Genomic DNA, 9961 nt, shown 5'->3' with positions numbered 1-9961 from the left:
GGAAGCGGCGTGCGGCCGTTAAGGCGCTCCGCAACACCCACGGATGAAGCAGGAGAGCCAAAATCTCCGTCGAATTCGTTCGGACCCACTCATCTGGGTGCCGGGACCGCACCAACGACCCCACCGGGGACGCAGTGGGGACGCCGCCCGCGGGCGGCGTCCCCACCTTTCTCCGTCAGGTGCTGCAGCGTGGCTACTTCACAGCGAGGCTGCCCTTGAACTGGAGCCCCGTCGAGCCGGAGCCGCCGCCCCTGGTCGTGCCGTTGACCGCGGAGGTGGTCTCGCCGAACGTCATCGTCGTGTGGGCGATGGCATCGGCCATCTGCTCCAGCACCTCCGCATTGATGTTCGTGATGTCGTCGCATGCGGCGTGGTAGCAGGCATCGTACGGTGCGCCGGCGACGCCGCCGTAGGTGACCGCCTCGGCCTCCGTCATCAGGTCTTCAGCACCGGTGAAGAGCCCGCCGGCGGGAATGCCGTTCTCGATGAACCCGAAGTAGTCGGACCGACCGTCGAACTCGGTGGGTTCTACGGCCAGCCCCTGCGAGGCGAAGTAGTCCAGGAAGACCTTCTCGACCAGCGCCGACCCGTTCGGGCCGGTGGTGCCGAAGGACGAGCCGTCACCGTCGTAGACGAAGCGCACAAAGTTCGGCGACGCGACCATGTCGAAGTTCAGGTTGACGGCATGCGCCTTGATCTGGCGTTTCGTCAGCTGCGACACGTAGTACTCGGAACCGACCAGTCCATCCTCCTCGCTGCCCCAAAACGCGAACCGCACCCGGTTGGTGGGTGCGTTGCCGGAGGCGGCGAGCTGGATGGCGGTTTCCAGGATGGCGGCGCTGCCGCTGCCGTTGTCGTTGATTCCCGCGCCCTCGGCGACGGAGTCGAGGTGCGCTCCGGCCACGACCGTGCGATCCGCGCGACCGGCCGAATCGGCCAGGATGTTGAAGGATTCAGTGACGGTGACCTCAGCATCCACGGCCAGCCGCACGGTCGGGGCAGGCTGCCCGGCCAGAGCCGCGCCGAGCGCGAAGGTCGTTCCGATGACCGGAACGGCGGTCTGCGGGGCGTCCAGAGTGCCGTTGACGATACCGAGGCGGTCATCGGCGTTGCCCTGGTTGAAGATGATCACGCCGGCGGCGCCGGCCGCGATCGCATTGTCGGCCTTGACCCGGAAGGTGCAGGTGCCGCGTTGGATCAGGGCGACGTTCCCGGCCGTGAAGCCCGCGAAGTCCGCGGCTTCACAGCCGCTGGTCGAGGCCCGGTCGCCGACCAGGTTGATGTCGACCGCCTGTACCGCCGCCGAGACCGTGCCGGAGCCGGAGTAGCTCATCGTGGCAAAGTCGGTGCCGCCGGCGTAGGTGGTGGGGGTGGGCGTGAACTGCGCGAACGACTCCGCGTTCAGCACGAACTGCTCATAGGAGTAGGCCTGACGGATCGGCGTGTAGCCCGCGGCCTTGAGCCGCTCTTCGACGTAGACGGCGGATGCCTCGTACCCCGGCGTGCCGGACGCACGCGTGCCGCCGTTGGCGTCCGCGATCTCCTGGAGCTTCTCCAGGTGGTCGATGATTCCGGCTGCCGTAACGGCTTCGCGCAGCGCACCGGTGTCCGTTCCGTTATCGGCGTAGGCGGGTAGCCCGACGCTGACCGACAGGGCCACGGCCGTGCCGATGGCGGCGAGACGAATATTCCGATTCTGTTTCATGAGGGTCCCTCAGACTGGATCGAACGTGGGCCGGTCGTCCTTGAGCGGCCCTGCAGCGACGCTAGCGTATCCCCCAGTCGCGGGGCAAGGGCAGGTCCCCAGCCCCGCTGCGGGTGCACGGCTTAGGCTGTGGGTCGTGAACGATATCCTCAGCTGGATCCTGGATACGGTTTCCAGCGTGGATCCGGTGCTGCGCACCCTCCTAGCCGGACTCGGCATGCTGCTGGAGACATCCGTTCTCGTCGGCCTGGTCGTGCCGGGCGATTCCATCGTGATCGTGGCGAGCACCGCGGTGAGCAACACGGCCGAGTTCCTGGGGCTCGTCGCCGCGGTGATCGTCGGAGCCCTGATCGGCGAGAGCATCGGCTTCGCGCTCGGCCGCCACTTCGGGCCGTGGATCCGGATGAGCCGCCTCGGGCGCCGGCTCGGGGAACGCAACTGGGCCCGGGCCGAGATCTACCTGGCACGGCGCGGCGGCATCGCCGTGTTCCTGTCGCGGTTCCTGCCCGTGCTGCACTCGCTGATCCCGCTGACCGTGGGGATGAGCCCGATGCCCTATCGCACCTTCATGAAGTGGACCGTGCCGGCCTGCGTGATCTGGGCGGTGGCCTACGTGTCGATCGGTTCGGCCGCCGCCGAAGGCTACCGCGAGCTCTCCGACCGGCTCCACTTCGCCGGATACCTCTTCGTCGGCGCGATCGCGGTCTTCGTGCTGCTCGTGTTCCTGGTCAAACGCTGGCTGCACCGCCGCGAGGAGCGACACATGGAACAGCCGGAGCCTCCGGTCGTCTGACCGCACGCTCGGTCGGGCGACCCCTCGTTCGGCTGTCAGGTTCAGCGGGCAGGTCCGGGCACGACGACCCTCGCGGTGATCAGGTCGTCCGGCACCTGCGTGTGTGAGATGAGCAGCACCGCACGGCCGTCCTCCGCCGCCGTGCCCAGGATGTCCCGCACGAGCACGTTGCCCTGCGCCTCATCGACGTTGGCAGTGGGTTCGTCGACAATGAGCACCGGGAAATCCGCCAGCAACGCCCGCGCCAGCGCGATGCGCTGGGCCTGACCGCCGGAGACCAGGGCACCCCGCTCGCCGACCCGGGCGTCGAGGCCCCCACGCTTGGCGGCCCACTCCCCCAGTCCGACCCGGGCGAGCACGGCCTCGAGGTCGTCGTCGGTGGCCGTCGTGCGGGCGAAGAGCAGGTTTTGACGGATGCTGTCGTCGAAGAGCCAGGGACGCTGTTCGCACAGTCCCACCCGGCGGCGCACCTCGGCCGGGGCCAGCGTGCGCGCCTCGACGCCGTCGAGCCGGTACGAGCCCGTGTAGTCGAGGAAGCGCACCAGGGTCTGGGCCAGGGTGGTCTTGCCGGCGCCGCTCGGCCCTGCCAGGTGCACGCGGTCCCCCGGCGCCAGGCGCAGGGTGATGCCCGTGACCGCCGGGGTAACGGAACCGGGCCAGCGGGCACCCACGTCGGTGAGTTCGAGCACCGGGTGGGCGCTGACGCTCGTGGTGGTCATCGCATCCGCCGGCGCATCCGTCGGCTCGGTTACCGACTCCGCCGGGATCTCCGCGGGGACGCTGGTCGGCACCGCCGTCGCCACCCGCGCGGCGCTGGAGCGCACCTGGCGCCAGACGCCGAGCGCGAGCGGGATCATTCCGAACACCTCGAACACCGCCATGGGCACGAGCACGACCACGACGAAGCCCGGTCCGCTGAGGCCAGCCGGCCCGGAGAGGGCCGGAATGCCGACCCGGAGCGCGGCGACCGTCGCCAGACCCGCGAACAGTGACAGCACGGCTCCCTGCACGCCCACGCCCAGCGACCGGCGCAGGGAGGCCCGGCGCAGCCGGTCGTCGGCCGCCGCAAGGGTGGCCAGGCGGGCATCGAGGGCCCCGAAGGCGCTCAGCACGTCGAGGTTCTCCACCATCTCGAGCACCTCGCCGGCGAGGGCTCCGCGGAGGGGTGCAAGCTGGCGCTCCGACCGGGCGGACAGCGCGCTGGAGGTGACGGTGGCGAGCAGACCGGCAACGAGGAGCGTCAGCGCCAGCGTGACACCGGCGGCGGGGAGAACCAGCCAGACCCCGACCACGCTCACGCTCAAGAGGATCCCCGCCGTGGCCAGAGGCTGCACCACCCGGAGCGGGAAGTCCTGCAGGTCGTCGACGTCGCGCATGAGGCGACTGAGCAGGTCGCCGCGGCTCGTGCCTCCGAGGCCGGCCGGGGAGAGCGGCAGGATCCGGGAGAAGATGCCCACGCGCAGGTCAGCCAGCTGGCGGAATGCGGCGTCGTGGCTGGCCAGACGCTCGAGGTAGCGGAACGCAGACCGGCCGAGGGCGAACGCACGCACCCCGACGACCGCCATCGAGAGGAACATGACCGGCGGTTGCTCGGCGGCTCGGGTGATCAGCCACGCCGACGACGCCAGGAGGGCCACCGCGAAGACCGCGCTCAGCACGCCCGCGGCCAGGCCGGGGGCGAACCGGCGGGCAGGCGGCTGGGCCAGGCGCAGCACGGCGCGCACCTCGGCCCGGCCGGTCGGCCGGGGGCCGGCGATTCTGCTCGCGCTCCCGCTCGCGCTGGGTCGGGAATCAGACATGGGCCACCTCGTTCAGGGCAACGATCTGGTCGGCGGCGTCCCGCAGGGCAGGCCGGTGGCTGACCACGATCACGATCCGCCCCTCGGTCGTGAGCCGGCGCAGGCCGGCGACGAGGGAAGCCTCCGCTGCCTCGTCCAGCGCGGAACTGGGCTCGTCGAGAACGACCACGGCGCAGTCGTGGCTCTCGGCGCGGTAGATGGCGCGGGCCGCTGCGACCCGCTGGGCCTGTCCGCCGGAGAGTCCCTCGCCGGCGATGCCGAGCATGGTGGCCGGCTCCAGATCGCCCGCTCCGGCGCACTCCAGCGACCGGGCCACGGTGTCCCGATCTACGGACGCGTCACCGAGCGCGAGATTGTCGGCGATCGTTCCCTGGAACAGTCCCGGCCGTTGCCCGGCCCACGCCAGCCACGGGCGCGGTGTGCCCGGGGTCTGCTCCGCACCGTTCAGCAGGATCCGCCCGTCGAAGGGGACGAATCCCTGCAGGGCGGCCACCAGCGTGGACTTTCCAGCGCCGCTCGGACCCACGACCACGGTGAGTTCGCCGGGTCGGAACACGGCGTTGAAATCGCGCACGGGGGCATTCGTGCCCCGCCGGATCGTGACGTGCTCGAACCGGAGCATGCCGGTATCCGCGGGGCCTGCTCCGGTGCGCGCGCCAGACGGGGCAGTCGAGGCAGCCGGGGTCGCCGCGGCCCGGGGCCCGGCATCGTCGTCGAGAATGGCGAAGACCTCCTCGGCCGCCGCCAGACCGTCGGCCGCGGCGTGGAACTGGGCGCCGACCTGCCGCACGGGGAGAAAAGCCTCCGGGGCCAGCAGCAGCACGAACAGGCCGACGCCGAGTGCGAGGCTTCCGTCAACCAGGCGCAGCCCGATGGAGACGGCAACAAGGGCCACCGACAGGCTGGCCGCCAGTTCGAGCACGAACCCGCTGAGGAAGGAGACCCGCAGCACCTTCATGGTGCGGCCGCGGTAGTCCTCGGTGATGGTGCGCACCCGGGCGAACTGGCGTCGCTCCCGACCGTAGATTTTGAGCGTGCCGAGCCCGCCGACGAGGTCGAGGAACCCCGTCGACAGCCGCTGCAGGGACTCCCACTGCTGCCGCTGCACGGACTGGGTGGCCTGGCCGATCAGCACCATGAAGACGGGGATGAATGGCAGCACTGCGATGACTGTGATGCCGCTGGGCAGGTCCTGCCAGAGCATCACCAAGATCAGCAGGGGCGTGCTGATCGCCGCCAGCAAGAGCTGGGGCAGGTAGCGGGCGAAGTAGTTGTCCAGCGCGTCCAGCCCCTGGGTGGCCAGGGTGGAGACGCCCACACTGGCCCGGCCGCTGAGCCAATCCGGGCCGCGCTCGGCGACGCGGTCGAGAACCTGGCGGCGCAGCTGGCTCTTGACTTGGGCTGCTCCGCGGGTGGCGGCCACCTCGAGGAGCCACACCAGCGCGGCCCGCACCACGATCACGCCCGCAAGGGCGGCCGTGGTGAAGGCCAGCGAATCCTGAGAGGCCCCCGTCAACGCGAGGGTGATGCTCTGGCTCAGCAGCCAGGAGAACGCGATGACCGTGACAGTCTGCGCCAGTCCGAGCAGGGCACCCACCGACAGGAACCACCGGGCGGCGGACGCGTAGCGGAGGAGCCGAGGATCGAAGGGGCGCATTCCGTTTAGTGTACGGCGGACTCTACGTGGGCCGAGACGGTCGTGCGGCTGACCCGCTTGCGCAGAACCCAGTAGGTCCAGCCCTGGTACAAGAAGATGACGGGCATGGCGAACAGGGCGGTCCAGCTCATCACCTGCAGTGTGTACGGCGTCGAGGAGGCGTTCTCGATGGTCAGGCTGTTGGCTGCATCGTTGCTCGCCGGCATCACGTCGGGGAACAGGGACGCGAAGAGCGTCAGCACCGCGAGGGCGATCGTCGCGGCCATCAGCGTGAAGGCCCAGCCTTCGGCGCCCCGCAGGTTCGCCAGGAACGCCCCGATCAGGGCAACCGCGGCGAGGGCGGCGAAGGCACCGGTGGCCAGGCTGCCGAAGGCGAGGGTGGTCCAGACCAGGAACGAGGCGGCCACCACGATGGTGGCCACCCCGGCCTTGACGGCTAGCCTCTGAGCGCGCTGACGGATGTCCCCCTCGGTCTTCAGGGAGATGAAGACCACGCCGTGGGTGAAGAACAGGAGCAGCGTGGTGAGCCCGCCGAGGAGGGCGTAGGGATTGAGCAGGTCGAAGAAGGAGCCGATGTAGTTGTGGTTGGCGTCCAGTGCCACGCCCCGCACGATGTTGGAGAAGGCGACGCCCCAGAGCAGGGCGGGAACGGCAGACCCGATCACGATCATGAGGTCGAAGCGTTTCTTCCAGGTTGCTTCCGGGCGTTGGTGCCGGTACTCGAATGACACCCCGCGCAGGATGAGGGCGAGAAGGATCACCAGCAGGGCCAGGTAGAACCCGCTGAACAGGGTGGCGTACCACTCCGGGAAGGCGGCGAAGAGTGCTGCGCCGGCCACGATCAGCCAGGTTTCGTTGAGGTCCCAGACCGGCCCGATGGTGTTGATGATGACCCGGCGGTCGAGATCGTCCGTGCCCAGGAAGGGCAGCGACATGCCGACGCCGAAGTCGAAGCCGTCGAGCACGAAGTAGCCGATGAAGAGCGCGGCGATGATCCAGAACCAGAGAATGTTGAGATCCATCATGCGCTCCTAGTAGACCGTGACCTGTGGCTTGACCTTGCCGGAAACCGGGTCGGGTTCCGCCGGCGGGGCAGGTCCCTTCCGCACGGCCTGCAGGATCAGTTTGAATTCGACGACCGCGAGGGCACCGTAGATCAGCGTGAAGGCGATCAGCGAGATCAGGATCTCGAGGCCGCTGACGTTGGGTGATACGCCGTCCTGTGTGCGCAGGAGCCCGAACACGAGCCAGGGCTGCCGCCCCATCTCGGTGAAGATCCAGCCGACGCTCATGGCGAGCAGCGAGAAGGGGAAGCTCCAAATGGCGATCTTCCAGACCCAGGTGGCCTGCGGGCTGCGCCCGCCGCGGGTGAGCCAGAGGCCGACGACAGCAACCAGGATATGGGCGATGCCGAGACCGATCATCCAGCGGAAGGCCCAGTAGGTGATCCAGATGGTCGGGGTGTAGTCGCCGGGGCCGTACAGGCTCACATACTGCGCCTGCAGGTTGTCGATGCCTTCGACCGTGCCGTTGAGGGTGTGGGTCGACAGGAACGACAGCAGGTACGGGATGCGGATCGAGAACAGTTCGCTCACGCCGTCGGGAGTACCGAGGGTGAAGATCGAGAAGGATGCGTCGGCGCCCGTCGACGTCTTGTACATCGCCTCGGCGGCGGCCATCTTCATGGGCTGGGCGGCCGTCATGGCGAGGCTCAGCGAGTCGCCGAAGAAGGTGGTGACCGCACCGGAGACAACCATCATCCACATGCCCAACTTGAGTGCGGGACGCATGGATTCCTCGTGCTGCTTGCGCAGCAGGTGCCAGGCGGCCACCGAGATTACGAGGCCTGACGACACCATGAAGCAGGCGAAGATCGTGTGCGGGAAGGAGGCCAGGGCGATCGGGTTGGTCAAAAGCTCGCCAATACTGGTGAGCTCGGCCCGGCCGCGCTCCTCGTTGATGCGGAACGCGATCGGGTTCTGCATGAACGCGTTCGCCGCGAGGATGAAGTAGGCCGAGGCGATCGAACCGGCCGTGGTCAGCCAGATGGTGGCGAGGTGCAGGCCGCGGGGCAGCTTGTCCCAGCCAAAGATCCACAGTCCGATGAACGTGGCCTCCAGGAAGAATGCGGTGATGCCCTCGAAGGCGAGTGGGGCGCCGAAGACGTCACCGACGAAGCGGGAGTAGTCCGACCAGTTCATTCCGAACTGGAACTCCTGCACGATTCCGGTAACGACGCCCATGGCGAAGTTGATCAGGAAGATCTTGCCGAAGAAGTGGGTCAGCTCGAGGTACTTGGCCTTGTCGGTGCGCACCCAGGCGGTCTGGAAGAGCGCGACTGTGAACGCCAACCCGATTGTGAGCGGTACGAAGAGGAAGTGATAGACGGTGGTAAGACCGAATTGCCATCTCGACAGGAGTAACGGGTCCAGCCACTCGTTCATGCGCCCTCCAGCGGCTTCGGGTTTTCTACACTGCGTAGAACATTACTATTCTACGAGACGTAGAAGAGTTGATTGCCGCCCGCTAGACTCCCCAATATGGGGAGTTTGGGAGAGCTGGAACGACTGCTGATGGATGTTTTGTGGGAAGCCGAGGAGTCTCTGCCTGCCAACGATCTCCGGGATCGACTACTCACCCCGACGACCGCCACCGCTAGGCGCAAACCACTCGCCACCACGACCGTGCTCACGGTGCTCTCCCGCCTCGAGACCAAGGGCTTCGTCACCCGCGACCGAGACACCCGGCCGCACCGCTACCGGGCCGTGGCGACCCGGGCGGAACATACCGCGGAGCTGATGCACGAGGTGCTCGGCTCTGCTCCCGACCGGCAGGCGGCCCTCGCCCGGTTCATCGGGGATGTCACCCCGCAGGAGGCCGACGTTTTGCGCCTGCTCCTCGGCACCGTACCTCTCGTTCGCGAGTGACCGGCATCCAGTCCCCGCTCCAGTCCCTGCTCCAGTCAGCACGCGTCAGAGCGGCCGAGTCGTGTTCGTCACGGCCGTAGCGCTCATGATCGTGGCCGTGCTGCTCGCCGGTCCGGTCCCGATCTGGCTTGCCACCGCCGGCTGGCCGGCCCGTTCCCCCGCGGTCGCCCTGGTGTTGTGGCAGGCCATCGCCCTGGCCGGCGGGCTCTCGATGATCGGCTCGCTGCTCAGCTTCGGGTTGATCCCGTTCGGCGAGAACCTGTTCGAGGGCATCCGCTCGCTGGCGGGCCATCTCGTCACCGGCACATTGCCGGCCGGCACGTCGTTCGGCTCGGTACTCCTGCTGTGCGCGGCGCTGATCCTCGGCAGCCATCTGCTGCTCAACCTCGCCGCGACCTTCTCCCGCGCGGGGCGCCAGCACCGCAGGCACCGGCACCTGATCGGACTGCTCAGCGACCCTCTGCCGAGCCATTCCGGCACCCGTGTGATCGAACACGACGCGCCGGTCGCGTACTGCCTGCCTGGCGCGACCCGGTCGGCGACCGTGCTTTCCCGCGGCCTTCTGCAATTGCTGAATGCCGACCAATTGCGCGCGGTGATCGCACACGAGCGCGCCCACCTGTTGCAGCAGCACCACCTCGTGCTGCTCGCCTTCAAGTCCTGGCACAGCGCATTGCCGTGGTTCCCGATCGCGAACCGCGCCGAGAACGCGGTCGCCCTGCTGGTCGAGATGCTCGCCGACGACCAGGCCCGGCGGGTGGTCGACGACCGCACGTTGGCCACCGCGATCGCACTGGTCGGGTCGGCACACCAGGTGGACCCGCTGGGAACGGATGTCGAACTCGCCGACGGCCCGGACCATCCGTTCGACCTGGTGACACCCCGCGTTCGCCGCCTGATCACCCCGCCGGCGCCGCTGACGCCCTCCGCCGTGCTTTTCGTTGCAGCCGGCGCCGCCGCACTCCTGCTGCTGCCGACGCTGCTCCTGTCCCTCGCCTGAGCCCGGGCCTACCTGAGCACGCGCCTGCCTGAGCACGCGCCTGCCCCAGCCCCTGCCCCAGCCCCAGCCCCAGCCCCAGC

The 9961-nt window shown here is 68.6% G+C and carries 8 protein-coding genes; 3 read left to right on the top strand and 5 right to left on the bottom strand.

Annotated elements, in window-relative coordinates:
• Positions 1 to 193 precede the first annotated feature (193 nt).
• The gene (locus CXY82_RS00515; protein WP_104169212.1) at positions 194 to 1705 is read right to left on the bottom strand and encodes a M20/M25/M40 family metallo-hydrolase; all 1512 of its coding nucleotides are present in this window, start codon (positions 1703 to 1705) and stop codon (positions 194 to 196) included.
• A 136-nt stretch (positions 1706 to 1841) separates the two neighbouring features.
• On the opposite strand from CXY82_RS00515, the gene CXY82_RS00510 reads away from it, so the two are divergent.
• Positions 1842 to 2498 (top strand): DedA family protein, encoded by a 657-nt coding sequence (locus CXY82_RS00510; protein ID WP_104169211.1) that lies wholly within the window; start codon positions 1842 to 1844, stop codon positions 2496 to 2498.
• Between the two features lie 41 nt (positions 2499 to 2539).
• Here CXY82_RS00510 and cydC read toward each other — a convergent pair whose 3' ends face one another.
• From cydC to CXY82_RS00490, 4 genes are read right to left on the bottom strand one after another with little or no spacing between them, the layout of a single operon-like run.
• Positions 2540 to 4297 (bottom strand): thiol reductant ABC exporter subunit CydC, encoded by a 1758-nt coding sequence (gene cydC / locus CXY82_RS00505; protein WP_104169210.1) that lies wholly within the window; start codon positions 4295 to 4297, stop codon positions 2540 to 2542.
• A complete protein-coding gene (gene cydD, locus CXY82_RS00500) occupies positions 4290 to 5954 on the bottom strand; it encodes a thiol reductant ABC exporter subunit CydD (RefSeq protein ID WP_104169209.1) in 1665 nt (554 codons plus the stop codon). Before cydD ends, cydC begins: the two co-directional genes overlap by 8 nt.
• Before the next feature lie 5 nt (positions 5955 to 5959).
• Positions 5960 to 6976 carry a cytochrome d ubiquinol oxidase subunit II gene (gene cydB, locus CXY82_RS00495; RefSeq protein ID WP_104169213.1) on the bottom strand — a complete coding sequence of 339 codons (1017 nt, stop codon included), beginning with the start codon at positions 6974 to 6976 and terminating at the stop codon, positions 5960 to 5962.
• Between the two features lie 9 nt (positions 6977 to 6985).
• Positions 6986 to 8398 (bottom strand): cytochrome ubiquinol oxidase subunit I, encoded by a 1413-nt coding sequence (locus CXY82_RS00490; RefSeq protein ID WP_104169208.1) that lies wholly within the window; start codon positions 8396 to 8398, stop codon positions 6986 to 6988.
• Positions 8399 to 8494: 96 nt separating this feature from the next.
• On the opposite strand from CXY82_RS00490, the gene CXY82_RS00485 reads away from it, so the two are divergent.
• Complete coding sequence (locus tag CXY82_RS00485) at positions 8495 to 8881, top strand: BlaI/MecI/CopY family transcriptional regulator (protein WP_104169207.1); 387 nt, start codon at positions 8495 to 8497, stop codon at positions 8879 to 8881.
• A gap of 61 nt (positions 8882 to 8942) precedes the next feature.
• The gene (locus CXY82_RS00480; protein WP_158252097.1) at positions 8943 to 9881 is read left to right on the top strand and encodes a M56 family metallopeptidase; all 939 of its coding nucleotides are present in this window, start codon (positions 8943 to 8945) and stop codon (positions 9879 to 9881) included.
• Positions 9882 to 9961 lie beyond the last annotated feature (80 nt).

Source organism: Cryobacterium sp. M23, from assembly GCF_002929655.1.
Lineage (GTDB): Bacteria > Actinomycetota > Actinomycetes > Actinomycetales > Microbacteriaceae > Cryobacterium > Cryobacterium sandaracinum.
Note: the sequence above shows the minus strand (reverse complement) of the source record. Positions and strands in the feature narration are given on the sequence as shown.